The sequence below is a fragment of the Sphingomonas sp. S2M10 genome, from assembly GCF_012650175.1.
Lineage (GTDB): Bacteria > Pseudomonadota > Alphaproteobacteria > Sphingomonadales > Sphingomonadaceae > Sphingomonas.
Window position 1 is genome coordinate 653,697 of sequence record NZ_JAAILI010000008.1, and the last position, 24,257, is coordinate 677,953.

Below are 24,257 nucleotides of genomic sequence, written 5' to 3' on the forward strand. Positions count from 1 at the left end.
ATGTCCTTTCCATTCGCCGTAGGAATCAAATGATTTCCCGCGTCGTTCGCACCTGCACTAGCAGCGCCGGGCGCAACTCGCTAGATGCCCGAAGATGTGATAAGGCACCGTTAAGCAACCACCGCCTCGAAATGGGAGTTTGCGCCTGGCTCGACGCTACCTGCATGGGGAGCGGTCGGGGGACAGAGTCAGGGCAGGTTCCGGCGCCTTTGCCAAGGCGTTGTCCGGTTGCTTGTACAGGAGGCCATTGATAATGAAGCGAGCACCCGGGGGGACCATCGTGCAACCACACGACATTCGACAGGCTGAAAAACCGCGCCTTTCCGGGCGTATCGCACTGCCGTGCCGCATCGTCGCGCTTTTCGCGACTGCAGCATCGGCGCAGCCGGCCTTGGCGCAACGCAACGCCTTCACCAGCCGCCCGAGCGGCGCCGAGCGGCAGATCGACGTGCGGGCGACCGCCAGGATCGAATATAACGACAACGTCGTCGTCAACGACCCGCGGATCAGCCAGGGCAGCAGCACGGACGATCTCATCGGCTCGCCGTCGCTCGATCTGAACGTCGTCCTGCCGCGCGCGACCGGCACCACCTATCTGGCGGGCTCGATCGGCTATCAGTTCTACAACAAGTTCACGAGCCTGAACCGCGAGAACATTTCGCTCACCGGCGGCGCCGACCAGCGGCTTGCCTCGTGCCTGGTGCACGGCGAAGTCGGCTATCAGCGCCGGATCAGCGACCTCTCGAGCCTGTACGTGCTCGATGCAGCGAACAGCTTCAACAATACGGAGGAATCCCGCCGCTACAGCGCCGACATCGGGTGCGGCGGTCCCTATGGCCTGCGCCCGGCGGTCGCCTATTCGCGCACTGAGGTCCGCAACAGCCTGGCGGTGCGCGAATATGCGGATTCGAATACCGACACCGTCACCGCCCAGATCGGCCTGCAATCGCCGTCGCTGGGTACCATCTCGCTCTTCGGTCGTTATTCAGATAGCGTTTACATCAATCGCCGGCCTGTCGTCGGCAGTGCCGGGCGGGATGGCCTGAAAAGCTATGCCGTGGGCCTGCAGCTGGAACGCAGCGTGTCCAGCCGCCTGAATCTGCGCAGCTCGGTGAACTACAGCAAGGTCGATCCCAAGCTGCCTGGCACCAACAGCTTTTCCGGCATCGGCTTCGACCTTTCGGCGCTGTACAATGCCGACCTGTTCACCGTCCGGCTCACCGGATCGCGGGCGCCCCAGCCCTCGGTGATCTACTTTACCAGCTACGAGATCCTGACGGCCCTTTCGGGGACGATTTCGCACGATCTCTCCAGCCGCACCAGCGTGTCGCTCACCGCGTCGAGGACCTGGCGCGAATATGCTGCGTCGTCCCTGTACCCGGATGCCCCAAATTCGGGCAACGACAACATGTTGTCGATCGGTGCGAATGCGACGTACAATGCCACGCGGCGCCTGCGGTTCGTGCTGGGTGCGGGCTATGACGAACGGACGTCGAATATCCGGCTTTTCAAATACCACGCCAAGCGCATCAATTTGACGACTTCGCTGGCGCTCTGACAAGGGCCGTATCCATGTACGACAAAAGTAGGTTGATGTTTGTTTCCGCGCTCGCCGGCATGACCGCTCTCGCGGTTCCTGCCGCGGCGCAGATTGCCACGCCGGCGCCGTCGCGCCCGCGCGCTGCGGCGCCCCGTCCCCTGCCCCAGCAGCAGGCGGCGGAGGCTCCGGTTCAGACGAGCACCTCGCCCGCGCCGATCCCCTCCGGATCGGCGCCGGAAGGCTACAAGATCGGCGTCGACGATGTGCTCGAGGTCGACGTGCTCGGCCAGAGCGACTTCAAGACGCGTGCCCGCGTTCAGTCCGACGGCACGATCACCTTGCCGTATATCGGTGCCATCCCGGTCAAGGGCGAGACGTCGGTGTCGCTCGTCAAGAAGATCGAGGGGTTGCTGAAGGCCGGCGGCTATTACGCCAAGCCGATCGTCAGCGTGGACATCGTGAACTTCGTCAGCAACTATGTGACGGTGCTGGGCCAGGTCGGCACGGCGGGGCTGCAGCCGGTCGATCGCGGCTACCACGTGTCGGAGATCATCGCACGTGCCGGCGGGCTCAAGGCCGACGCCGCCGATCACGTCGTGCTCACCCGCGCCGACGGCACCAGCCGGAAGCTCGACTACAAGAAGCTTGCCCAGGGCGGCCCCGAGGACGACCCCAGCGTCGCAGCCGGAGACAAGGTCTTCGTGCCCGAAGTGGAGCGTTTCTACATTTATGGCCAAGTGAACGCGCCTGGCGTATATCCGATTCGAACGGACATGACGCTGCGCCGTGCGGTCGCGCAGGGCGGCGGACTGGCGCCCGCCGGCTCGATCAAGCGGGTCAAGGTCACGCGCGATGGCCAGGAGCTCAAGTTGAAGCTGGACGATCCGATCAAGCCCGGCGACACGATCGTCATCGGCGAGCGGTTGTTCTGATCTAGGCAATGTTGGCAGCTGACGAGGCGCACCAGTGAATATCGTACAATTTTTCCGCATTCTCTGGGCGCGCCGGTGGATCATCCTCCCGGCGTTCCTCGTCTGCGTCGCCACCGCCACGATCGTGGTGCAGTTCCTGCCCGAGCGCTATCGGGCGACCACGCGGCTGGTGCTCGACACCTTCAAGCCGGATCCGGTGACCGGACAGGTGATGAACTCGCAGTTCATGCGCGCCTATGTCCAGACCCAGACCGAGCTGATCGAGGATTACGGCACCGCCGGCCGCGTCGTCGACGAACTGGGCTGGGCCAATGATCCGGCGAACATCGCCGCGTTCAATGCCTCGACTGCGGCCAGCACCGGCGATATCCGCCGCTGGCTGGCCAACCAGATCATCCAGAATACCGATGCGAACGTGATCGAGGGGAGCAACATCCTCCAGATCTCCTATTCGGACGGCTCGCCCGAACGCGCGGAGCGGATCGCCAACCTGATCCGCACCGCGTTCCTCGCCCAATCGCTCTCGGCCAAGCGGGCGGCGGCGGCCAAGTCGGCCGACTGGTATGCGCAGCAGGCCGAATCGGCCCGCCAGGCGCTGCTCGCCGCGGTCGAGGCGCGCACGGCCTATGTGAAGAAGTCGGGCATTGTCCTCACCGATACCGGCTCGGATCTCGACACTCAGAAGCTCGCCTCGCTGCAGGGCCAGGCGGCCGTGCCCGCGGCGCCGGCCCCCGGCGGCGGCATGGGCCCGGCGCAGCTCCAGCTCGCCCAGCTCGACCAGCAGATCCAGCAGGCCGCGACCAACTATGGCCCGAACCACCCGGCGTTCCAGGCGCTCCAGCGCCAGCGCGCCGTCGTCGCCAAGGCAGCCGCGCAGGAGCGCGCGCAGGCGGGTGGCGGCGCAGGCTCGGCGCAGAGCGTGCTCGAGAGCGCGGCCAACGCCCAGCGCGCCCGCGTTCTCGGCAACCGTCAGGACGTCGATCGGGTCGCCCAGCTGCAGCGCGACGTCACGCTGAAGCAGGACCAGTATATGAAGGCCGCGCAGCGCGTCGCGGATCTCCGCCTCGAGGCGAGCAGCAACGACACCGGCATGACGACGCTCAGCGAAGCCAGCGCGCCGGACAAGCCCTATTACCCGAAGGTGCCGATGATCATCGGCGGCGCCGCCGGCTTCGGCCTGGGCCTCGGCCTTCTCGTCGCGCTGCTCGTCGAGCTGCTCGGCCGGCGCGTCCGCAGCCCCGAGGATCTCGAATCCGCGGTCGATGCGCCGGTGCTCGGCGTGGTGCAGAGCCGCGCCGCGCTCGCCGCCCGCCTTCGCCGCGCCCATGAAACTCTCGGCGAAACCGCCGAATCGCACGGAGCTGCAGTAAACTGATGGACGCGATGACCACGCCCGAACCGCTGCCCGAAGGCGATCGTCCGAGCGCCGTGCCGACCACGCCGGATACGACCGGCGCGCTCGAATATCAGCTCGTGCTCTCCGATCCGACCGGCATCGAGGCGGAAGCCATCCGCGCGCTGCGGACCCGCATCATCGCGCAGCACCTGCGCGAGGGGCGCCGGGCGCTGGCGCTGTGTGCCGCCTCCGAGGGCGCCGGCTGCAGCTTCATCGCCATCAACCTCGCCACTGCACTCGCGCAGATCGGCATCAAGACCGCACTGGTCGACGCCAACCTCCGCGCGCCTTCGGTGGGGCCGGCCTTCGGCATCGACGCGGCCAAGCCGGGCCTTGCCGATTATCTGTCATCGGGCGAGGTCGAGCTTGCCTCGATCATTCACCCGACCGGGCTCGATCAGCTGTCTGTCATCCCCGCCGGCCATGTCGAGCACAGCCCGCAGGAACTGCTCTCTTCCGAACAGTTCCGCGACGTGACGACGCAGTTGCTCCGCGAGTTCGACATCACCATCTTCGATACCACGGCGTCGAACACCTGCGCGGACGCGCAGCGTGTCGCCAATGTCGCCGGCTATGCGATGATCGTCGCGCGCAAGGACGAGAGCTATATACGCGATGTAAATACGCTGACCCGTACGCTGCGCGCCGACCGCACCAACGTCGTTGGCTGCGTGCTGAACGGATATTGATTTGGACCATATGACTGCGACCGCTTTCGAGCGGCAGCGAGGCAGGACGGGAGGCGGCTATTGGTTCGCCGTCGCCGGCCTGCTGGCGCTGGCCATCCCCACGTTCGTCACCCTCGGCCGCCAAGTATGGAGCGCCGAGGGCGGCGTCCATGGGCCGATCGTGCTCGCCACCGGCATCTGGATGCTGGCTCGCCAGCGCAGCGCGATCGAGGCATTGCGCGCACCGGGCAGTCTCGCGCTCGGCACGCTGTTCCTCCTGCTGTCGCTGCTGGTCTATTCGCTGGGCCGCATCTTCGACTTCATCAGCATCGAGGCGTTGGGCCTGGTGGCCGCGGTAATCGCCGCGGGCTATCTCTATTTCGGCGGGCGCGCCCTCCGCGCGGCGTGGTTCCCGGTGCTGTGGCTGCTGTTCCTGGTGCCGCCGCCCGGCTGGGCGGTCGACCGGGTCACCGCACCGCTTAAGGAGTTCGTCTCCTATGCCGCGACCGGATTCCTGTCCTGGCTGGACTATCCGATCCTGCGCCAGGGCGTGACGCTGTTCGTCGGCCCCTATCAGCTGCTGGTGGAGGATGCCTGCTCCGGCCTGCGCTCGCTCTCCAGCCTGGTCGTGGTGACGCTGCTGTACATCTACATCAAGAACAAGCCGTCCTGGCGCTATGCGCTGTTCATCGCCGCGCTGGTGATTCCGGTGGCGGTCGTCACCAACACGCTGCGCATCATCATCCTGGTGCTGATCACCTATCATCTGGGCGACGAGGCGGCGCAGAGCTTCCTCCACGTCTCCACCGGCATGGTGATGTTCGTGGTCGCCCTGCTGACCATCTTCGCGATCGACTGGATGGTTGAGCAGGCCCAGCTGTTCCTGCGTCGGAGGTCCCATGTTCAACCGGCGTGACCTGCTGATCGGCGGCGGCTGCTTCGCCGCGGCCGGCGCCTCGCTCGGCCTCAAGCCGCGTCGCCGGATGGACCTGCTCGGCGCGACCAAGCTCGACGCGCTGATGCCCAAGGCATTCGGCGCGTGGAGGGCCGAGGATACCGGCGCGCTGATCGCGCCGCCGCGCGAAGGCAGCTTGGAGGACAAGCTGTATAACCAGGTCGTCAGCCGCGCCTTCTCGCGACCGGACGGCGTCGCGGTGATGCTGTTGATCGCCTATGGCAATGCCCAGACCGATCTGCTGCAGCTCCACCGGCCGGAGGTCTGCTACCCCTTCTTCGGCTTCACCGTGCTGGAGAGCCACGCGCAAACGATCCCGGTGGCCGATCAGGTGGCGATCCCAGGCCGGGCGCTGACCGCGACCAACTACAACCGCACCGAGCAGATCCTCTATTGGGCCCGGGTCGGCGAATATCTGCCACAGTCGGGCAACGAGCAGCTGATGGCGCGGCTGAAGAGCCAGATGGCCGGTTGGATCGTCGACGGCGTGCTGGTTCGCATCTCCACCGTCGCCAGCGATGCGGCCGAGGGACTTGCCGCCAATCTCGATTTCGCCCGCGAGCTGGTCAAGACGCTCGACCCACGGGTGCTGCGGCCGCTGCTCGGCACGCAGATGACGGCGGCGATCGAGCCACACCACCGCGCCGGCGCCTGAACGCAAAAAGGGGGGGCGCCGGCGTCCCCCTTCTTCTATTCCGATCCTCCCGTAGCGGAGAGATCCGCCTCAGCCGGGATACGGGCGGAAACCGGCAGCGCGATCCGCGCTGCCCGGCACCCGGCTCGGCCTTAGCGCGCGACCGTGCGCACGTGCCGGCGGCGGCGCACCACCGCGCCCAGCGCGCCGAAGCCGAAAAGCAGCATTGCCCACCCAGCCGGTTCGGGCACACCCGAAGGCGGCGGCAGGAAGCTGTCGGTGCCGTTGTACGTGCCCAGATGGATCTCGCCGTTCAGCGTGAAGTTGCGCGCGACGATGCTGCCTTCCAGCGCGCTGCTGTTCGAGACGCTGGCGTTGGGCGCCAGCACGCTGCCGTGGAAGCCCTTCAGCGACAGGCTCTGCGCCGTGTTGAAGTTCCAGATCACCGACTGGTTGAGCAGCTTGCTGTTGAGGTTGCCCTGCTCGACCAGGTTCGTGCCCAGCACGTTGATGATCGTGGTCACGCCGCTGGGCATGCCGGTGAACAGCGTGTCGAAATTGGCGTTCTGGTTCTCGAACGCCGCCTCGCTCATCGTGAACACGGCGACGCCGTTCTGCGCACCCGAATAATCGAGCGCAGTCGCCGTCGAGGTGATCGTGGCGAGCGACGGCATGGCTGCCAGCAAGTTCGACAGCCCGGTCAGGTTCGCCTGCAGCGACCCCATCTGCACCTGCAGCGCCGCCGCCACGTCGTTCGCGCCGCCGGCGGCGAGGCTGGTGTCCTGCACCGCGCCGTTCAGGCCGCCCACTGCGGTGCCGCCATAGCGCACGCTGTTATTGTTGATGTTGAACGAGGACGTGAGGTTGCCGCCCGCGATCAGCGCGCCGTTGACCCCGCCGGTCGTGTTGAAGTCCATCGCGCCGACATTGCCGCCGACGCGCGCGGTGGTGCCGACAATGCCGTTGGCGCCGTTCTGATAGCCCGCCTTGAGGCGGAACGATCCGGTGGCGTTGCCCACCACGCTCAGCACGTCGAAGGACGACGTCGCGGCGCCCTGGCTGCTGTTGCCGATGCCGAAATTGGTGAAGTTGGCGGCGACGAGCGTGCCGACGAAGGTGCGCCCCTCCACTTCCTGGCCGTTGGTGGTCAGCGTGTCGAACACCACCAGGTTCAGTTCGCGCAGTGCCTGCAGGCCGGCGGCGGGATCAGGTGCGGCGGCAGCGGGCGATGCGGCGAGCGCGGCGGCAAGAGCCGCGATGGAAAGCAGACGCATGGGTTCCCCTCCTCGAACGAAGCCCAGGCTCTTCCCCATGAAGATGGCCGTGCGGCTTTGGTGCGAAGACGGCCGCCTAACGTGGTTCGCGCACTAGAAATATCTGCAATATCTGATCAATTTCCTATTATGACACGAGCGGGACAGATGCATTGCAGTTTTACGGAATTGCCGGCGCACGCCCATCCCGCGCGCCGGCAATGTCTCAAGGTTCCGGATTACCGCTCGTGCAGCGCGTCGCTTCCCGTTTCCAGCACCGGGCCGACCAGATAGCTCAGCAGCGTCCGCTTGCCGGTCACGATATCGGCGCTGGCGATCATGCCCGGGCGCAGCGGCACCTGGCCGCCATGGGCGACGACATAGCTGCGGTCGAGCGCGATCCGCGCCTTGTAGACCGGCGGCTCGCCTTCCTTCACCTGCACCGCCTCAGGGCTGATCCCCACCACCGTGCCGGGGATCATGCCGTAGCGGGTATAGGGGAACGCCTGAAGCTTCACCTTCACCGGCATGCCGGTGCGGACGAAGCCGATGTCGCTGTTGGCCACCATCACTTCGGCCTCCAGTCGCGCCTTGTCCGGCACCAGCGAGAGGAGCGGCTTGGCGCCTTCCACCACCCCGCCCTCGGTATGGACCTGGAGCTGCGAGACGGTACCGCTCACCGGCGCGCGAAGTTCGCGGAACGAGCTGCGCAGCGTTGCCTTGGCGACATCCTCGCTGCGCGCGCGTATCTCGGCTTCGGCCTTCACCAGCTCCTGCAGCACCTGCGCCCGCGCCTCCTCGCGCGTCTTGGCAGAAAGGCTGCTGGCGCTGTGCGACTGCTGGCCGAGCTTCGCCACCGAAGCGCGCGCGGCGCTCAGGTCCTGCCGCTCGGCGATCAGCTGACGGCGCAGTTCGACGACGCGCAGCTTGGAAACATAGCCCTTGGCGGCCATCGCCTCGTTGGCGGCGACCTGCTGCTCGAGCAGCGGCAGCGCCTGTTCCAGCTTCTTCACCTGTGCCTGCGCCTCGGCGGCAGCGGAGACGGCGGCGCCGCTGTCCGAACGGCCGCCGGCATAGGCCGCTTCGATCTGCCCGAGACGCGCGCGGGCGAACTCGCGATGCGTCGCCGCCTCGGCCGGGCTGGCCCCGGCGGGTGCCGCGAAGCGGAAGCCCTTGCCGTCTAGCGCATCGATGATTGCCTGGTTGCGCGCCGCATCCAGCTGCGCGGTGACCAGCGCCACCTTCGCCTGCGCTGCCTCGGCCGCGCTCATCGTCGGGTCGAGCGTGATCAGCACCTGCCCCTTCGCCACCTTCTGCCCCTCGCCCACCAGGATACGGCGGACGATTCCCGATTCGGGCGACTGGACGATCTTGGTCTCGCCGATTGGTGCGATCCGCCCCTGCGTCGGCGCGATCACGTCGACGCGTCCGATCGCCAGCCAGGCGGTGGTGATCGCCAGTCCCGCCAGCATCACCTTCGCGGTGAGCCGCGCAGTGGGCGACACCGGCCGTTCGATGATCTCGAGCGCGGCGGGCAGGAAGGTGGTATCATAGTCAACGGTGCGCGCAGGGAGCACGGTGCCGCGGATCCGCGACAGCGGGCTGCGACGGCCCATGGTGACGACGGCGTTCATGCTGCAATCTCCCCATAGCCGCCCTGGCGGCGGTGCAAGTCGGCATAACGGCCGCCCAGGCGCAGCAGTTCGTCATGACGGCCACTCTCGACGATGCGGCCTTGTTCGAGCGTGATGATCCGGTCGCAACCGCGCACCGCCGAGAGGCGGTGGGCGATGATGACGAGCGTGCGGCCGGCGGAGATCGCGCGCAGATTGTTCTGGATCAGCTCCTCGCTCTCGGCGTCGAGCGCCGAGGTCGCCTCGTCGAACACCAGGATGCGCGGATTGCCGACCAGCGCGCGCGCAATGGCGAGCCGCTGGCGCTGACCGCCGGAAAGATTCACACCACGCTCGACGATCTCGGTGTCATAACCGCGCGGCTGGCGCAGGATGAAGTCGTGTGCGCCCGCCAGCGTTGCCGCCGCAACGACGTGCTCGAACGGCATCGCCGGGTTGGAAAGCGCGATATTCTCGCGGATCGTGCGGCTGAAGAGGAGGTTCTCCTGCAGCACCACGCCGATCTGGCGACGCAGCCAGGCCGGATCGAGCTGCGCGATATCGACCTCGTCGACGAGCACGCGGCCGTTGCTCGGCAGGTTGAGGCGCTGGAGGAGCTTGGCCAGCGTAGACTTGCCCGAGCCCGACGAGCCGACAATCCCGAGCGAGCTGCCCGCCGGGATATCGAGCGTGATGTCGCTCAGCACCGGCGGCTGGTCCTCGGCATAGCGGAAACTGACATTCTCGAAGCGGATCGCGCCGTGCAGCGTCGGCAGGGTCGCCGCGGAGGCGGGACGCGGTTCGACGGGATGGTTGAGCACGTCGCCCAGCCGCTCGATGGCGATGCGCACCTGCTGGAAGTCCTGCCACAGCTGCGCCATGCGAATCACCGGGCCCGAGACGCGCTGCGCGAACATGTTGAACGCCACCAGCGCGCCGACGCTCAGCGCGCCGCCGATCACCGCCTGCGCGCCGAAGAACAGGATCGCGGCGAAGCTCAGCTTGGAGATCAGCTCAATCGTCTGGCTGCCGGTGTTGGCGGTGTTGATCAGCCGCTGCGACGAGGCGGTATAGGCGGCGAGCTGACGCTCCCAGCGGTTCTGCCAATGCGGCTCGACCGCGGTCGCCTTGATCGTGTGGATGCCCGAGACGCTCTCGACGAGCAGCGCGTTGCTCGCCGAGCTCTTCTCGAACTTGTCCTCGACTCGGGCGCGCAAGGGTCCCGCGACGCTGAACGAAACGATCGCGTAGAGCACCAGCGACACCAGCACGATGCCCGAAAGCATCGGCGAATAGACCAGCATCGCGGCGAGGAAGACCAGCGTGAACAGCGGATCGACCATCACGGTGAGCGAAGCGTTGGTGAGGAACTCGCGGATCGTTTCGAGCTGGCGGACGCGGGTGACGGTGTCGCCCACCCGGCGCTTCTCGAAATAGGAAAGCGGCAGCGCGAGCAGATGGTGAAACAGCCTCGCGCCGAGCTCGACGTCGATCTTCTGCGTCGTCTCGGTGAACAACCGGGTCCGGATCCAGCCCAGCGCCACTTCCCAGATCGAAACCGCCAGAAAGGCGAAGGCGAGCACGCTCAGCGTACTCATGCTGTTGTGAATCAGCACCTTGTCAATCACGCTCTGAAACAGGAGCGGCGCGGCGAGCCCGAGCAGGTTGAGCGCCAGGGTGATCCCCAGCACTTCGAGGAACAGCTTGCGATACCGCATGAACTGCGCGGTGAACCAGGAGAAGCCGAATCGCAGCGGGCGCCCCGCCACCGCACGGGTGGTGAGCAGCACCAGCGTCCCGGACCAGATCGCGTCCAGCCCGTCGCGATCCACCTGCTCCGGCGCGTGGCCCGGCCGCTGAATGATAACGCCGTGCTCGGTCAGCCCGCCAATGACGAACCAGCCGTCCGGCCCGTCGGCGATGGCGGGCAGCGGCTGGCGAGCGAGCCCCCCGCGCGGCACGTCGACGGCCTTGGCACGCACGCCCTGCTGGCGTTTGGCGAGCAGAATCAGGTCGTCAGCGGTCGGCGCCTCGGCATGCCCCAGCGCATGGCGCAGCTGTTCGGGCGTGATCACGATGTTGTGGACGCCGAGCAGCAGCGACAGCGCCACCAGCCCGGAATCGCGCAGCTCGGCCTCGCCCTGGGCGGCCGCCGGGCCGGCAAAGGCGTTCTGCAGGGTGGCCTGCATCTCGTCGCGTGTCATTTCCGGAACTCTGCCTCCATGGCGCTACTAACCGCCGCCATGATGAAGAAGGCTGGTAAAGACTCGATTAAGCGAGAAGTTTCTGTGGTTTATGCGTAGCGCGAAACCGGCGGGTCGAACGCCGCCGCTGACGGACGCGGCAGGCACGGGCGCGAGCTCGATTAGACGATCTTAACACCGGAACGCGTAGGGACTCGCGCTTCAACCGCGACGGACCGAGGGAAATTTACGGTGCACCGCAGCAATTTGCTGTCAAAATCGCGCTGCAAACGCGAACAGAACCCGGATCTGGCGGACAAGGCGGCGACCGCTCCCCTTGATCATGCCATAAAGTTGCGGATACACGACTGCCGGTCGCATTCCGGTCGAAAAACGACAAATAATGTTGCGTTTGAGGGGATATTTGGCCGGGGGTCGCGCGTATGTGCGGATTGGACCTTTGTCTTGGCCAACAAAGCAGGGGTGCGATCTTGTTGAGTCCGGGTCCCAAAAACGTACCGTGCGCCGAAAACGGAGACTTTCGGATAGCCGCTCGTCCCATTATAATGCAGTGCAACAGGCCGAATCGGCCGCTGTCAGCGTACAGATTCCGTTGAAGGAGCCCGATGAGGCCATGAACGCTTTCGAAGCACAGCGCGCCTTTGAGGAGCAACTTCGGGCGCACGCCCGAATCGATCGGGCGGACGCTCCCGTCTGGCGCCGTTCGACGCTCCGCATGATCCTCTATACCGAGCTTCTCCTGCTCGACAGCATCGCGATCCTGGCAGCCTTCTACATCGCCGCTTGCACGCGCGACGGGAATTGGCTGTCGCTCGCGGGAATCAATGTGGGCGTGTTCCTGCTGCCGATCACGCTGGGCACGGCGCTCGCCAGCGGCACCTATTCGCTGAACTGCCTGCGCTACCCGGTCAGCGGCGTGAAGAATATTGTTTCCGCCTTCTTCTTCTCGATCTTCGTGGTGCTGCTCGGCAGCTACCTGCTCACCGCCGAACTGCCGCTCTCGCGCTTCCAGCTGGGTGAAGGTGCGGTCCTGTCGCTCGTCTTCCTGATGATCGGCCGTCTGCTGTTCCGCCGGCACGTTCGCGCGGCGACCGGGGGCAAGCTGCTCGACGAGCTGGTGATCATCGACGGCGTGTCGCTGGACGTGGCGGGCAACGCTGTCGCGCTCGACGCGCGAATCATCAACCTGTCGCCGAACCCGCGCGATCCCCAGATGCTCCACCGACTGGGCACCACCGTGATCGGCTTCGATCGCGTGGTCGTCGCCTGCACCGAGGAACATCGGGCGGTGTGGGCGCTGCTGCTCAAGGGCATGAACATCAAGGGCGAGATCCTCGTACCTCAGTTCAACGCACTCGGCGCGATCGGGGTGGACTCGTTCGACGGCAAGGACACGCTGGTCGTTTCGCAAGGCCCGCTGAACATGCCGAACCGGGCCAAGAAGCGCGCGCTCGATCTCGCCATCACCGTGCCCGCCGTTCTGGCGCTGGCGCCGCTGATGGTGATCGTCGCAATCATGATCAAGATGGAGAGCCCGGGGCCGGTATTGTTCGCCCAGGACCGGGTCGGCCGCGGAAACCGGCTGTTCAAGATCCTGAAGTTCCGCTCGATGCGCGTGGCGCTGTGCGATGCGAACGGCAATGTCTCGGCCAGCCGAGACGACGACCGCATCACCAAGGTCGGCCGCTTCATCCGCAAGACCAGCATCGACGAGCTGCCGCAGCTGCTCAACGTGCTCCGCGGCGACATGAGCGTGGTAGGCCCGCGCCCGCATGCGCTCGGCTCGCGCGCCGCGGACCATCTGTTCTGGGAAATCGACGAGCGCTACTGGCACCGTCACACGCTGAAGCCGGGCATGACCGGCCTTGCGCAGGTCCGCGGCTTCCGCGGCGCCACCGATCGCCGCGTCGATCTGACCAACCGCCTCCAGGCGGACATGGAATATATCGATGGCTGGGACATCTGGCGCGACGTTACCATCCTGTTCAAGACGCTGCGGGTGATCGTGCATTCCAACGCATTCTAACGCACCTCGGCGCCAATCATCACATCAGCGGATTGACATCCGCGTCACTTCCGCATTTGTCGTTTCGTAATCGTTGCGGGCGTTGCCCGCCCCATGGGGGATCATTGAATGAAGGGAATCATCCTTGCGGGGGGCAGCGGCACGCGCCTCTACCCCGCAACGCTGTCTATCTCGAAGCAGCTGCTTCCCGTTTATGACAAGCCGATGATCTTCTACCCGCTGTCCGTGCTGATGCTCACCGGCATCCGCGACATCCTGATCATATCGACACCGCGCGACCTGCCGATGTTCCAGGCGCTGCTGGGCGACGGGTCGGCGTTCGGCATCAATCTCAGCTATGCCGAGCAGCCGTCGCCGAACGGCCTTGCCGAGGCGTTCATCATCGGCGCGGATTTCGTCGGGAACGATCCCAGCGCGCTGATCCTCGGCGACAACATCTATCATGGTGAAAAGCTGGGCGAACGCTGCAAGGCAGCCGCCGAACAGGCGTCGCAAGGCGGCGCCAATGTGTTCGCCTATCATGTCGATGATCCCGAGCGCTACGGCGTGGTCGCCTTTGACCCCGAGACCGGCGTCGCCACGAGCGTCGAGGAAAAGCCTGCCAATCCCAAGTCCAACTGGGCGATCACCGGCCTCTATTTCTACGACAAGGACGTCGTGGAGATCGCCAAGTCGATCCAGCCCTCGGCGCGCGGCGAGCTGGAAATCACCGACGTCAATCGCACCTATCTCGAACGCGGCGACCTGCACATCACCCGGCTGGGCCGCGGCTATGCCTGGCTCGACACCGGCACGCATGACAGCCTGCACGAAGCCGGCTCGTTCGTCCGAACGCTGGAGCATCGCACCGGCGTGAAGATCGCCTGCCCCGAAGAAGTAGCCTTCGAGAGCGGCTGGCTTGATGCCGATTCTATTCTCAAGCGCGCCGCCGGTCTCGGCAAGACCGGCTACGCCGCCTATCTCCGCAAGCTGGTGACTGCAGCATGACCCAGGTCCATCACCACGAGCTGTCCGGCGTGATCGAGTTCACGCCGCCCAAGTACGGCGATCATCGCGGCTTCTTCTCCGAGGTATTCAAGCAGTCGGTGCTCGATGCCGAGGGCGTCGAGGTCCGCTGGATCCAGGACAATCAGAGCTTCTCCGCCCAGCCCGGCACAATCCGCGGCCTGCACCTGCAGGCGCCGCCCTTCGCCCAGGCCAAGCTGGTGCGCGTGCTGCGCGGCGCGATCTACGACGTGGCGGTCGACATCCGCCGCGGCTCGCCCACCTATGGCAAATGGGTCGGCGTCGAGCTTTCGGCGGAAAAGTGGAACCAGCTGCTGGTCCCCGCCGGCTATGCGCACGGCTTCATGACGCTCGTCCCGGATTGCGAGATCCTCTACAAGGTCAGCGCCAAATACGCGAAGGACGAGGAAATGGCGATCCGCTGGGACGATCCCGACCTCGCCATCACCTGGCCGGACATCGGCGTGGAGCCGGTGCTGTCCGAAAAGGACGCGGTCGCAACCCCGTTCGCCGAGTTCAACACACCCTTCTTCTATCAGGGCTGAGCCATGCAGCAGCAGACCTTCCTCGTCACCGGCGGCGCCGGCTTCATCGGCTCGGCCGTGGTGCGCCATCTGGTCCGCCAGGGTGCGCGCGTCATCAATCTCGACAAGCTCACCTATGCCGGCAATCCGGCCTCGCTGACTGCGATCGAGAACGCGCCCAACTACCGCTTCGTCCATGCCGATATCGCCGACACCGCGACGATCCTGCCGCTGCTGCGCGAGGAACAGGTCGATGTCGTGATGCACCTCGCCGCCGAAAGCCATGTCGATCGTTCGATCGACGGCCCCGGCGAGTTCATCGAGACCAACGTCGTCGGCACCTTCAAGCTGCTCCAGGCGGCGCTGCAATATTGGCGCGAGCTGGAAGGCGAGAAGCGCGACGCGTTTCGCTTCCACCACATCTCCACCGACGAGGTGTTCGGCGACCTGCCGTTCGACAGCGGCATCTTCACCGAAGAAACGCCCTATGATCCCTCCTCGCCCTATTCGGCGTCGAAGGCGGCGAGCGACCATCTGGTGCGCGCTTGGGGTCACACCTATGGCCTGCCGGTGGTGCTGTCGAACTGCTCGAACAATTACGGTCCGTTCCACTTCCCCGAAAAGCTGATCCCGCTGACCATCCTCAACGCGCTCGAGGGCAAGCCGCTGCCGGTCTACGGCAAAGGCGAGAACATCCGCGACTGGCTGTACGTGGACGATCACGCCAAGGCCCTGGCGACCATCGCGACGACCGGCAAGGTTGGCCAGAGCTACAATGTCGGCGGCCGCAACGAGCGGACCAATTTGCAGGTGGTCGAGACGATCTGCGACCTGCTCGACCAGCGCATCCCGCTGGCCGACGGCCGCAAGCGCCGCGAGCTGATCACCTTCGTCACCGATCGTCCCGGCCATGACCGTCGCTATGCGATTGACGCGACCAAGCTCGAGACCGAGCTAGGCTGGAAGGCCGAGGAGAATTTCGACACCGGCATTTCCGCGACCATCGATTGGTATCTCGACAATGAATGGTGGTGGGGCCCGATCCGCTCCGGCAAATATGCCGGCGAGCGCCTGGGCCAGACGGCCTGATGCGCATCCTTGTCACCGGGCAGGGCGGTCAGGTCGCCCAGGCGCTGGCCGAACAGGCAAAGGGCCACGAACTGGTGTTCGCGGCGCGTCCCGACTTCGACCTCTCAAAGCCGGAGACGATCGAAGCCGCGGTGGCACGGATCCAGCCGGAGCTGATCGTCTCGGCCGCCGCCTATACCGCGGTCGACAAGGCCGAGAGCGAGCCCGAGCTGGCGATGGCGATCAACGGTGACGGCCCCGGCGTGCTGGCGCGCGCTGGGGCGAAGATCGGCGCGCCGATCATCCATCTTTCGACCGACTATGTGTTCGACGGCAGCCTCGACCGCCCCTGGCGCGAGGATGACCCCACCGGCCCGCTTGGCGTCTATGGCGCCACCAAGCTGGCGGGCGAGCAGGCGGTGCAGGCGTCGGGCGCGGCCCACGCGGTGATCCGTCTCGCCTGGGTCTACAGCCCGTTCGGCGCCAATTTCGTCAAGACGATGCTGCGCCTCGCCGAGACGCGCGATTCGCTGAACGTCGTCGAGGACCAGCGCGGCTGCCCGAGCTCGGCGCTCGACATTGCGACGGCGATCCTCAAGGTGGTCGAGCATTGGCAGCGCGAGAGCGGGAACAGCGGCCTTTATCACTTCGCCGGCGCGGGCGAAACGAACTGGGCCGAGTTCGCTCGCGCGATATTCGCAGAAAGCGCGAGGCATGACGGTCCGACCGCCGATGTCACCGGCATCCCGACTTCGGGTTACCCGACGCCTGCCCAGCGCCCGTCCAATTCGCGGCTGGATTGCACCCGCTTCGCCGAGACCTTCGGCTATCGCGCGCCGCCGTGGCAGGAGTCGCTCGCGGTGGTGGTGAACCGCCTGCTCGGCTGAGCCGCGCGGCTCAGCGGACGACGATCCGCCGCGCCACGCCCTCGCCGATCCGGGCTGCGGCGGCGGCCCGAAGGTGCAGCCCGTCCCACTGGGGCGGCACGGCCAGCCCGTGGAGGAACGACGCTACGCGCCCCGCCCATCAAATCCTGCAAATCAAGTCGACGTAGCGAAAGTCGAGTGCAAAGGGTTGCCGGGCCAGGGGCTTGCCCGTAACGCAGGCCGCGTGCCCGAAGCCCGACCCGATCGCATCGCCACCGGCCTGGCGCTCCGCCTCTTCGCCATCGCCTGCATGTCGACGATGTCGGCGCTCATCAAGATGTCGGAACTGCGCGGCGCCTCGCTGATCGAGACGATGTTCCACCGCCAGCTCTGGGCGGTGCCGCTGGTGACGCTGTGGGTGGCGATGGGACCGGGACTGCACTCGCTCAAGACCCAGCGCTTCGGTGCGCACGTCTGGCGCACTGCGGTGGGCCTCACCGGCATGATCTTCACCTTCGGCGCGGTAATCCTGCTGCCGCTGGCCGAGGCGCAGACCTTCCAGTTCACCGTGCCGATCTTCGCGACGTTGCTCGGCGCGCTTATCCTCGGTGAGCCGACCGGCTGGCACCGCTGGGGTGCGGTGATCATCGGCTTTGTCGGTGTGCTGATCGTCGTCCAACCGGGACAGGAGGCGATCCCGATCTTCGGCGCGTTCGTGGGCCTGATGGCGGCGCTGTTCGTCGCGATCGTCGCGATCACGCTGCGCCAGATCGGCCGGACGGAGAGCGCCGGCACCACGGTGTTCTGGTTCTCCGTGCTGTCGGTACCGGTGCTCGGCGCCATCTACGCCTTCCACTACAAACCCCATGACGCCGAGACCTGGGCGATCCTGATCGCCACCGGCCTTGTCGGCGGCGTCGGCCAGCTGGCACTGACCGGCGCGATGCGCTTCGCCCCCGTATCGACGGTGGTGCCGATGGACTATTCGGGTCTGATCTGGGCGACGCTCTACGGCTGGTTGCTGTTCAACGTGTTCCCGAGCTTCTCGACCTGGCTCGGCGCACCGGTGATCATCGCGAGCGGGCTCTACATCGTCTATCGCGAGCACAAGCTGGCGCGCGGCCAGGCTAGCTACGCCGAATCACAATTATGAGGTTGTTGGCGGGCATCGCCACCCGCCGATCGAACACCAGCCCCTCCGCTGCCGCCGCCGCCACGACATCGTCCAGCAGCCGCAGCCCCCAGGCCGGGTTGCGCGCGCGCAGCGACTGGTCGAACGCCTCGTTCGAGGGTGCGGTGGCCACGCCCGCCTCGCGATAGGGCCCGTAGAGAATCAGCGGCGCGCCCGACGGCAGCAGCCGCCCCGCCCCCGCCATCAGCCCCAGCGTCGCCGCCCACGGGCTGATATGCACCATGTTGATGCAGAGTATCGCATCGGCGTGCGCCACCGGCCAGCGGGCCGCAGCCGCGTCAAGCGCCACCGGCGGGCGGACATTGGCCAGCCCGTCGCACCACGACGCGATCGAGGCGAGCGCATCGGGGTCAGGGTCGCTCGGGTGCCATTCGAGCCTGGGGAAATGCTCGGCGAAATAGGCGCAATGTTCGCCGCTGCCGCTCGCCACTTCGAGCACCGCGCCGGACGCGGGCAGCAATTCGCCCAGCATCGTCGCAATGGCAGCACGATTGCGCAGCGTTGCGGGGGCGTGGCGCCGCACGCCTTCGGGCGGGGCGAGCCAGCTGCGCTCGCGGTCGCTCATGCCGCCCCCGCCCGCGCCGGGGCAACGGGGTCGGCGAGGCGTGCGGCGATGCGGTAGCGGCTCGGGTGCGGCGTATCGAACGGCATGCGGGTCCCCTTTGGGAGGCGATGCAGTGCAACATAAGGGCAAGTGCGGCGGCGTCAAAATGCCGCCGCGCCTGGCTCAGGCGTTACTTGCCGGACTCGGGCCTCACGATGCTGAACTGGTTGGGCGGGGTAGCGCCCATCAGATGCTCGACAAAATAGTCCCAGCGGCGCCGCATCATGTAGTTGGATTGATCGCCATAGCCGTGGCGGGCGCGTGGAAACAGGATCAGATCGAAATCCTTGTTGGCCTTCTGCAGCGCATCGACGACCAGCAGCGTCGACGACACCGGCACATTGTCGTCGAGCATCCCATGCGCGAGCAGCAGCTTGCCCTTCAGATTCTTGGCGATGTCCTGATTGGCCTGCAAATCATAGTTCGTCTTGTCGCCGTTGCGCTCCAGCAGGCCAAGATACTTCTCGTAGAAGTCGTCCTCATAGTTGCGGTTGTCGTGGTTGCCGCTCTCGGCGATGCCGACCTTGAAGAAATCGGGATAGAGGAACATCGCGGTCGCAGTAGCATTGCCGCCGCCCGAATGGCCCCAGATGCCGACGCGGTCGGTGTCGATCCAGCGATAGCGCGTCGCGAGGTCCTTGATGCCGCTGGCCTGGTCGGGCACCGCCTGCTTGCCCATGTCGCGATAATAATGGTCCTGGAAGGCCTTGGAGCGCCGCGGCGTCCCCATCGCGTCGATCTCCACCACGGCGAAGCCGAGCTGCGCCAGCGCATTGGCATCTCCATAAGAGGCGGAGAATTGCCGCGAGGGGATCGTCCCCATGAACGGGCCCGGATAGACATAGTCGATCACCGGATAGGTGCGCTGCGGATCGAGCCCCGCCGGCTTGAACAACAGGCCATGGCACAAGGTCTTGCGGTCGCTGCACTGAACGGCGATGCTTTCCGGCGCCTGCCAGCCTGCCGCCTTGAGCCGGGTCACGTCGCCCTTCGCCAGTCGCTGGACGACCGATCCGTCTGCGCGCCGCAGCACCGCCGTCTGCGGTTCCTGCGGAGTCGAATAGATGTCGACGAAATAGCGCCCGTCACTGGACGGAATCGCGATATGATCCTGCTTCTCGGGGGTCAGCAGCTTCGGCGCCCCGCCCTTCAGGTCGATCGCATAGATGCTGCGATAATAGGGATCCGTGCCCGGCTCGCGCCCGACGCCCGCCACCAGCATCTTGCCGCTGCGCTCGTCGATGAAGACCGGGTGGTCGACATTCCACTGCCCCTGCGTCACCTGGCGGATCAGCGTGCCGGTGGCGGCGCTGTAGAGATAATAATGGCCCCAGTCGTCGCGCTGCGACCACCACAGGATCTCGCCGCGCTCGGACAGATAGCGCCAGTTGATCCCCTCGTCATTGTAGCCGCTGTCGAACCAGGTCGGCACCGTCTCCGTGAACAGGTCGCGCACTGCGCCGCTGGCGGCATCCGCGATGCGCACGGTCTCTACCTTGTGGTCGCGCGAGGTCGACACGAAGGCGAGCGTCTTGCCATCCTTGGCCCATTGCATGTCCTGCGGGCCCTCGCCGCAGACCACGTCGTCGCACAGCGAGGAGCGATGCGGCTCCGCCGGCATCTTGAGGCGGATGACCTGGCCAGCGTCCACATCGACGATGACGCGCTGGATCTGGATGATCTCCTTGTCGCCGACGAACGGGTATTTCCACGTCTCGACCTCCGAATGGCCGACCTGGGTGGTGGTGGTGGAGAAGTCGGCCACCTTGCGCTGGTCCTGCTGGAACGTCGCCAGCTTGCTGGAGTCCGGAGACCAGATCACGATTGCCTGATCCGAATGCTTCCAGCCGGCATTGTCCGTCGCGTAGCCGAAGTCCTTAACGCCATCGGTGGTCAGCTGTCGCTCCGCACCCGTCGCCATGTCGCGGACCCACAGATTCCAGTCGCGGACGAACGCGGCGCGCTTGCCGTCGGGTGAGAGCACCGCGTCGGCCGGGCCCTGCTGCGCCAGATAGCCCGCAAGCTGCCCGGCGCTCGGCGCTGCCGACTCCTTGCAGCCATAGGGCTGCACCAGCGCGCAGGTATAGCGCTTGCCGCTGACGCTGAGGACCGCGCTGTTCCGGGCGAGATCCGGCGCGAAATCGCCGATGGCCAGCTTCGCCGGGTCCTGCGTCTTCAGCCCGGCCGCGTTGAGCGAGGCGAGCAGCGCCTTCGTTTCGAACGCCGCCTTTTTCGTCCGCTTGGCAGCATCGACCAGCAGGATCGTCGGCACGCCGTGATCGGTATCGACATACCAGAAATGCCGCGCGTCGATCCAATGCGCCGAACGCACCGCGTGATCGACCAGCGGCGCCGTCCACGGGCCCAGCTGGTGCATCGCGCGGCTATAGTCGGCGTCGGTCAATACCGGCCGTTGTTGCGCGGTCGCGGTGCCGGCGGTCAGGGAAGCCAGGAGGCAACAGGCGATCAGGCGCATCGAGAGACTTTCCGAAGGAGAGGATCCGGCCATCCGCAGGACAGAAGGTCTTCGGCACGTCACCGGCCCCCCGCGCGGGCCCGGCGCGATGCGCACGGGCGCAACCTGTATGCAGAGCGCTGACAGGGATCGCAATAGCCCCGGCACCCTCCCCAAAACGCAAGACGCCGGCTGGAAGCGGGGGCTTCCAGCCGGCGTGTGCGACCCTCTCGGGGGGTAACGGGTGGGGCGCTTACTCGGCCGCTTCGGCGGGTGCTGCGTCCTTGTAGGCCAGCACCGGCTTGCGCGCGGCGAGCGTCTCGTCGAGCCGGCGGCGGGGCGCGAAGTGCGGTGCGCTCTTCAGCGCCGCCTCGCCCTGCTTGGCCTTCGTCGCGACATTGCGGAACGCGCCGATGAACTGGTCCAGCGCCGCCTTGCTCTCGGTCTCGGTCGGCTCGACCAGCATCGCGCCGTGGACGACCAGCGGGAAATACACCGTCATCGGGTGATAGCCCTCGTCGATCAGGCCCTTGGCGATGTCGAGCGTCGAGAAGCCCTCGGGCAGGCCCTTGTCGCTGAAGATCGCCTCATGCATGCACGGGCCGGTCTTGCCGAAGGGCGCGTCGAGCACGTCCTCCATCGCGCGCAGCACGTAATTGGCATTGAGCACCGAATCCTCGGCGACCTGGCGCAGGCCGTCGGCACCGTGGCTGAGGATATAGGTCAGCGCGCGGGTGAACATGCCCATCTGGCCATGGAAGGCGGTCATGCGGCCGAAGGTGCCGGCATGATGCTCCTCGGCATTCTCTTCCTCGACGATGCGATAGCCGTCCGCGGTCTTCTCGACGAAGGGCAGCGGGGCATAAGGCGCCAGCGCCGCCGACAGCACGACGGGGCCCGAACCCGGGCCGCCGCCGCCATGCGGGGTGGAGAAGGTCTTGTGCAGGTTGATGTGCATCGCATCGACGCCGAGGTCGCCCGGGCGCACTCGGCCGACGATCGCGTTGAAGTTGGCGCCGTCGCAATAGACATAGCCGCCGGCCGCATGGACCGCGTCGGAAATGTCCTTGAGGTCCGGCTCGAACAGCCCGCAGGTGTTCGGGTTGGTGATCATCACGCCGGCGATGTCCGGCCCCAGCCGCGCCTTGAGCGCCGCCACGTCGACCCGGCCTTCCGGCGTCGCGGGGATGTCCTCCACCGCGAAGCCGGCGAACGCCGCCGTCGCCGGGTTGGTGCCGTGTGCGCTCTCCGGCACCAGCATGATGCGGCGCGCGGTCTCGCCCTTGGCGTCGAGCGCGGCGCGGATCGCCAGCACGCCGCAGAGTTCGCCGTGCGCGCCGGCCTTGGGGCTCATCGCCACCGCCTGCATGCCGGTGAGCGTGATCAGCCAGTGCGCGAGCTGGTCGATCGCCTCCAGCGCGCCCTGCACGGTGTCGACCGGCTGGAGCGGGTGGATGTCGGCGAAGCCCGGCAGGCGCGCCATCCGCTCGTTGAGGCGCGGATTGTGCTTCATCGTGCAGCTGCCCAGCGGGAACAGGCCGAGGTCGATGGCATAGTTCTGGCGGCTGAGGCGGGTGTAATGGCGCACCGTCTCCGGCTCGGACAGGCCCGGCAGGCCGATCGCCTTGGAGCGCTCCATGCCGGCGAGGCGCGACTTGCCCGCGGGGGCCTCGCCGAAATCGACCCCGGTGGTGTCGGTGGAGCCGATCTCGAAGATCAGCGCCTCTTCCAGCATCAGCGCGCGGTTGCCGGTGAAGGTGGCGGCGTCGCTTTCGCCCGCCTGCGGCGTGGTGGGGCGCCGGCCCGACTGGTTGATCGTGCTCATGCCAGCACCTCCTCGAGTGCGGAGGCAAGCGTCTCGACGTCCTCCTCCGTGGTGGTTTCGGTGACCGCGACGACGAGGCCGTTCTGGAGCTCCTCGACGCCCGGATAGAGGCGGCCGAGCGACACGCCGGCCAGGATGCCCTTGTCGGCCAGCTGGCGGACGACCGGACGCGCTTCCTTCGACAGCTTCAGCGTGAATTCGTTGAAGAACCGGTCGGTGACCAGCTCCACCCCGTCCACTTCGGCCAGGCGATCGGCGGCGGCGCTGGCGCCGACATGGTTCAGCTCGGCGAGCTGGCGCAGGCCCTTCTCGCCCAGCAGCGTCATGTGCACCGACATGGCGAGCGCGCACAGCACCGAGCTGGTGCAGATGTTCGACGTCGCCTTTTCGCGGCGGATATGCTGCTCGCGGGTGGACAGCGTCAGCACGAAGCCGCGCTTGCCGCTGGCGTCCACCGTCTCGCCACAGAGGCGGCCCGGCATCTGGCGGACCAGCTTTTCCGAGCAGGCGAACAGGCCGACATAGGGCCCGCCGAACTGCAGGCCGACGCCGAGCGACTGGCCCTCGCCGACGACGATGTCCGCGCCCATCTCGCCCGGCGCCTTGATCGCGCCCAGCGCCACCGGCTCGGTGACGACGGCGATCAGCAGCGCCTTCCTGGCGTGGCAGGCCTCGGCGAGGGCCGACATGTCCTCTATGCGGCCGAGAATGTCGGGATACTGGACGACGACGCACGAGGTGTCGGCGTCGATCGCATTGATCAGGTCGAGCGTGTCGGGCTCGGGGCTCAGCGTCGGCAGCGACGTCACCAGCTGGTCGCCGGTGAAGCGCGCCATCGTCTTGGCGACCGAGACATAATGCGGGTGCAGGCCGCCCGAGAGGATCGCCTTGCCGCGCTTGGTGACGCGGCGCGCCATCGAGATCGCTTCCCAGCACGCGGTCGAACCGTCGTACATCGAGGCGTTGGCGACGTCGCAGCCGAGCAGCCGGGCGATCTGGCTCTGGAACTCGAACATCATCTGCAGCGTGCCCTGCGCGATTTCCGGCTGGTAGGGCGTGTAGGCGGTGAGGAATTCGCCGCGCTGGATGAGGTGGTCGACCGAGGCCGGCACATGGTGGCGATAGGCCCCTGCCCCCAGGAAGAACGGCGCCGAGCCGGCGGCAAGGTTCTTGGCGGCCAGGCGCGACATATGGCGTTCGACCGCGAGTTCCGACGCATGCATCGGCAGCCCGGCGATCGGCCCGCTCAGGCGGGCGCTTTCGGGCACGTCGACGAACAGATCGTCGATCGACTGGGCGCCGATCGTGCCAAGCATCGCCTGACGGTCGGCCGGGGTAAGGGGCAGGTAGCGCATCGACTGTCCTACTCCCCTCCCGCGTGCGGGAGGGGTTGGGGGTGGGCGCCCGCCATCCGCGGGCCTTTCGGTTTGGGGCGAGCGTGGGCCCACCCCCTGCCCCCTCCCGCAAGCGGGAGGGGGCAGGGGGTGGGCCCACGCT

19 protein-coding genes are annotated in these 24,257 nt (G+C 66.6%); 12 read left to right on the forward strand and 7 right to left on the reverse strand.

The features are described 5' to 3' along the window. Positions 1-391 precede the first annotated feature (391 nt). The 6 genes from S2M10_RS04550 to epsI are packed head-to-tail and all read left to right on the forward strand — an operon-like array spanning position 392 to position 6,146. Positions 392-1,558, forward strand: coding sequence for an outer membrane beta-barrel protein (locus S2M10_RS04550; RefSeq protein ID WP_168845050.1), 1,167 nt, complete (start codon positions 392-394; stop codon positions 1,556-1,558). A gap of 59 nt (positions 1,559-1,617) precedes the next feature. Further along, the gene (locus S2M10_RS04555) at positions 1,618-2,472 is read left to right on the forward strand and encodes an SLBB domain-containing protein (protein WP_247650607.1); all 855 of its coding nucleotides are present in this window, start codon (positions 1,618-1,620) and stop codon (positions 2,470-2,472) included. A gap of 34 nt (positions 2,473-2,506) precedes the next feature. Then, positions 2,507-3,847: a Wzz/FepE/Etk N-terminal domain-containing protein gene (locus tag S2M10_RS23070; RefSeq protein ID WP_168845052.1), complete on the forward strand. Its 1,341-nt coding sequence runs from the start codon at positions 2,507-2,509 to the stop codon at positions 3,845-3,847. After that, the gene (locus tag S2M10_RS04565) at positions 3,847-4,557 is read left to right on the forward strand and encodes a CpsD/CapB family tyrosine-protein kinase (RefSeq protein WP_168845053.1); all 711 of its coding nucleotides are present in this window, start codon (positions 3,847-3,849) and stop codon (positions 4,555-4,557) included. The genes S2M10_RS23070 and S2M10_RS04565 overlap by 1 nt, the downstream gene beginning before the upstream one ends. A 10-nt stretch (positions 4,558-4,567) precedes the next feature. Further along, positions 4,568-5,452, forward strand: coding sequence for an exosortase V (xrtV, locus tag S2M10_RS04570; protein ID WP_168845054.1), 885 nt, complete (start codon positions 4,568-4,570; stop codon positions 5,450-5,452). Further along, positions 5,436-6,146 (forward strand): exosortase-associated protein EpsI, V-type, encoded by a 711-nt coding sequence (epsI, locus tag S2M10_RS04575; protein ID WP_168845055.1) that lies wholly within the window; start codon positions 5,436-5,438, stop codon positions 6,144-6,146. Before xrtV ends, epsI begins: the two co-directional genes overlap by 17 nt. Positions 6,147-6,277: 131 nt before the next feature. Here epsI and S2M10_RS04580 read toward each other — a convergent pair whose 3' ends face one another. The 3 genes from S2M10_RS04580 to S2M10_RS04590 form a co-directional block, all read right to left on the reverse strand. Next, positions 6,278-7,399 (reverse strand): collagen-binding domain-containing protein, encoded by a 1,122-nt coding sequence (locus tag S2M10_RS04580; RefSeq protein WP_168845056.1) that lies wholly within the window; start codon positions 7,397-7,399, stop codon positions 6,278-6,280. 218 nt (positions 7,400-7,617) lie between these two features. Then, positions 7,618-9,012 (reverse strand): HlyD family type I secretion periplasmic adaptor subunit, encoded by a 1,395-nt coding sequence (locus S2M10_RS04585; protein ID WP_168845057.1) that lies wholly within the window; start codon positions 9,010-9,012, stop codon positions 7,618-7,620. Then, positions 9,009-11,195, reverse strand: coding sequence for a type I secretion system permease/ATPase (locus tag S2M10_RS04590; RefSeq protein WP_168845058.1), 2,187 nt, complete (start codon positions 11,193-11,195; stop codon positions 9,009-9,011). Before S2M10_RS04590 ends, S2M10_RS04585 begins: the two co-directional genes overlap by 4 nt. A 613-nt stretch (positions 11,196-11,808) precedes the next feature. Here S2M10_RS04590 and S2M10_RS04595 point away from each other — a divergent pair. The 6 genes from S2M10_RS04595 to S2M10_RS04620 all read left to right on the forward strand — a co-directional run bounded on the left by S2M10_RS04595 (position 11,809) and on the right by S2M10_RS04620 (position 17,837). Beyond that, on the forward strand, positions 11,809-13,221 hold the full coding sequence (locus S2M10_RS04595; protein ID WP_168845059.1) for an exopolysaccharide biosynthesis polyprenyl glycosylphosphotransferase: 1,413 nt from the start codon (positions 11,809-11,811) through the stop codon (positions 13,219-13,221). Positions 13,222-13,329: 108 nt separating this feature from the next. After that, a complete protein-coding gene (rfbA, locus tag S2M10_RS04600) occupies positions 13,330-14,208 on the forward strand; it encodes a glucose-1-phosphate thymidylyltransferase RfbA (RefSeq protein WP_168845060.1) in 879 nt (292 codons plus the stop codon). Beyond that, positions 14,205-14,771 (forward strand): dTDP-4-dehydrorhamnose 3,5-epimerase, encoded by a 567-nt coding sequence (gene rfbC / locus S2M10_RS04605; RefSeq protein WP_168845061.1) that lies wholly within the window; start codon positions 14,205-14,207, stop codon positions 14,769-14,771. The genes rfbA and rfbC overlap by 4 nt, the downstream gene beginning before the upstream one ends. Before the next feature lie 3 nt (positions 14,772-14,774). After that, the gene (gene rfbB, locus S2M10_RS04610) at positions 14,775-15,839 is read left to right on the forward strand and encodes a dTDP-glucose 4,6-dehydratase (protein WP_168845062.1); all 1,065 of its coding nucleotides are present in this window, start codon (positions 14,775-14,777) and stop codon (positions 15,837-15,839) included. Further along, positions 15,839-16,705, forward strand: coding sequence for a dTDP-4-dehydrorhamnose reductase (rfbD, locus tag S2M10_RS04615; RefSeq protein ID WP_168845063.1), 867 nt, complete (start codon positions 15,839-15,841; stop codon positions 16,703-16,705). Before rfbB ends, rfbD begins: the two co-directional genes overlap by 1 nt. Before the next feature lie 223 nt (positions 16,706-16,928). Continuing rightward, the gene (locus S2M10_RS04620; RefSeq protein WP_168845064.1) at positions 16,929-17,837 is read left to right on the forward strand and encodes a DMT family transporter; all 909 of its coding nucleotides are present in this window, start codon (positions 16,929-16,931) and stop codon (positions 17,835-17,837) included. Here the strand turns inward: S2M10_RS04620 and S2M10_RS04625 are convergent. The 4 genes from S2M10_RS04625 to gcvPA all read right to left on the reverse strand — a co-directional run bounded on the left by S2M10_RS04625 (position 17,812) and on the right by gcvPA (position 24,115). Next, positions 17,812-18,441: a DUF938 domain-containing protein gene (locus tag S2M10_RS04625; protein ID WP_168845065.1), complete on the reverse strand. Its 630-nt coding sequence runs from the start codon at positions 18,439-18,441 to the stop codon at positions 17,812-17,814. The genes S2M10_RS04620 and S2M10_RS04625 overlap by 26 nt on opposite strands. A 169-nt stretch (positions 18,442-18,610) precedes the next feature. Further along, positions 18,611-20,956: a DPP IV N-terminal domain-containing protein gene (locus S2M10_RS04630; RefSeq protein WP_168845066.1), complete on the reverse strand. Its 2,346-nt coding sequence runs from the start codon at positions 20,954-20,956 to the stop codon at positions 18,611-18,613. Between the two features lie 232 nt (positions 20,957-21,188). Next, on the reverse strand, positions 21,189-22,760 hold the full coding sequence (gene gcvPB / locus S2M10_RS04635; protein WP_168845067.1) for an aminomethyl-transferring glycine dehydrogenase subunit GcvPB: 1,572 nt from the start codon (positions 22,758-22,760) through the stop codon (positions 21,189-21,191). Beyond that, positions 22,757-24,115 (reverse strand): aminomethyl-transferring glycine dehydrogenase subunit GcvPA, encoded by a 1,359-nt coding sequence (gene gcvPA, locus S2M10_RS04640; RefSeq protein ID WP_168845068.1) that lies wholly within the window; start codon positions 24,113-24,115, stop codon positions 22,757-22,759. Before gcvPA ends, gcvPB begins: the two co-directional genes overlap by 4 nt. Positions 24,116-24,257 lie beyond the last annotated feature (142 nt).

Excerpts from the sequence above, each read along its gene's own strand:
- S2M10_RS04555 (WP_247650607.1), top strand. The coding sequence starts at position 1,618 with ATGACCGCTCTCGCGGTTCCTGCCGCGGCGCAGATTGCCACGCCGGCG.
- S2M10_RS04565 (WP_168845053.1), top strand. The coding sequence starts at position 3,847 with ATGGACGCGATGACCACGCCCGAACCGCTGCCCGAAGGCGATCGTCCG.
- xrtV (WP_168845054.1), top strand. The coding sequence starts at position 4,568 with ATGACTGCGACCGCTTTCGAGCGGCAGCGAGGCAGGACGGGAGGCGGC.
- epsI (WP_168845055.1), top strand. The coding sequence starts at position 5,436 with ATGTTCAACCGGCGTGACCTGCTGATCGGCGGCGGCTGCTTCGCCGCG.
- S2M10_RS04580 (WP_168845056.1), bottom strand. The coding sequence starts at position 7,399 with ATGCGTCTGCTTTCCATCGCGGCTCTTGCCGCCGCGCTCGCCGCATCG.
- S2M10_RS04585 (WP_168845057.1), bottom strand. The coding sequence starts at position 9,012 with ATGAACGCCGTCGTCACCATGGGCCGTCGCAGCCCGCTGTCGCGGATC.
- S2M10_RS04590 (WP_168845058.1), bottom strand. The coding sequence starts at position 11,195 with ATGACACGCGACGAGATGCAGGCCACCCTGCAGAACGCCTTTGCCGGC.
- S2M10_RS04595 (WP_168845059.1), top strand. The coding sequence starts at position 11,809 with ATGAACGCTTTCGAAGCACAGCGCGCCTTTGAGGAGCAACTTCGGGCG.
- rfbA (WP_168845060.1), top strand. The coding sequence starts at position 13,330 with ATGAAGGGAATCATCCTTGCGGGGGGCAGCGGCACGCGCCTCTACCCC.
- rfbC (WP_168845061.1), top strand. The coding sequence starts at position 14,205 with ATGACCCAGGTCCATCACCACGAGCTGTCCGGCGTGATCGAGTTCACG.
- rfbB (WP_168845062.1), top strand. The coding sequence starts at position 14,775 with ATGCAGCAGCAGACCTTCCTCGTCACCGGCGGCGCCGGCTTCATCGGC.
- rfbD (WP_168845063.1), top strand. The coding sequence starts at position 15,839 with ATGCGCATCCTTGTCACCGGGCAGGGCGGTCAGGTCGCCCAGGCGCTG.
- S2M10_RS04625 (WP_168845065.1), bottom strand. The coding sequence starts at position 18,441 with ATGAGCGACCGCGAGCGCAGCTGGCTCGCCCCGCCCGAAGGCGTGCGG.
- S2M10_RS04630 (WP_168845066.1), bottom strand. The coding sequence starts at position 20,956 with ATGCGCCTGATCGCCTGTTGCCTCCTGGCTTCCCTGACCGCCGGCACC.
- gcvPB (WP_168845067.1), bottom strand. The coding sequence starts at position 22,760 with ATGAGCACGATCAACCAGTCGGGCCGGCGCCCCACCACGCCGCAGGCG.
- gcvPA (WP_168845068.1), bottom strand. The coding sequence starts at position 24,115 with ATGCGCTACCTGCCCCTTACCCCGGCCGACCGTCAGGCGATGCTTGGC.